Here is a 525-nt window from a genome sequence, read left to right on the forward strand (position 1 = left end):
CTAAAATTTTTAAAATTTCATCGTTGCTATAACCACATAATTCACCAGTTTGTTCTGTCTCGACAGATAGCATTTTTGCTATAAAATAATTATATGGCATAAAATATTCATATATTTTTGCAATTAAATTATTATTATAAAATATATTTTGTCTATGATATAATCCGCCTAAATTATCCAGTTTGCCATATATTCTTTTAATACTTATGTTGCTATCGGAATTAAAAGGCAATGTGTTTCCCCATCTATGATAATCACTATTTTTTATCTCATAATCATCACTTACAATCTCAATCTTAAAATCCTTTTTAATGTTGCACTCGTATCTAAATTTAAGCATTTTAAACCCATCAAACAAAAACCCATAAGTAAAAAACAGAGTTATTAAAGTAACTATAAATTGTGTCTTTTTGAGTAAGCAAATTTTCTTTTCGGATTTTTCTATATCTCCTGCTCTTATGGCTTTTCTTTGAATTCCAAATTCATATCTACTTATGATAAATAAGAAAATAAAGGTCAGAAAAA

General features: G+C 25.5%; 1 protein-coding gene. It reads right to left on the reverse strand.

Annotated features, from left to right (window positions below; all coding sequences use genetic code 11):
* A partial coding sequence (locus F1B92_RS08920) for a hypothetical protein (RefSeq protein ID WP_195836345.1) occupies positions 1-525 on the reverse strand: 525 nt, incomplete at both ends.

Origin of the sequence: Campylobacter portucalensis, from assembly GCF_009690845.1 — a bacterium.
Taxonomy (GTDB): Bacteria; Campylobacterota; Campylobacteria; order Campylobacterales; family Campylobacteraceae; genus Campylobacter_B; species Campylobacter_B portucalensis.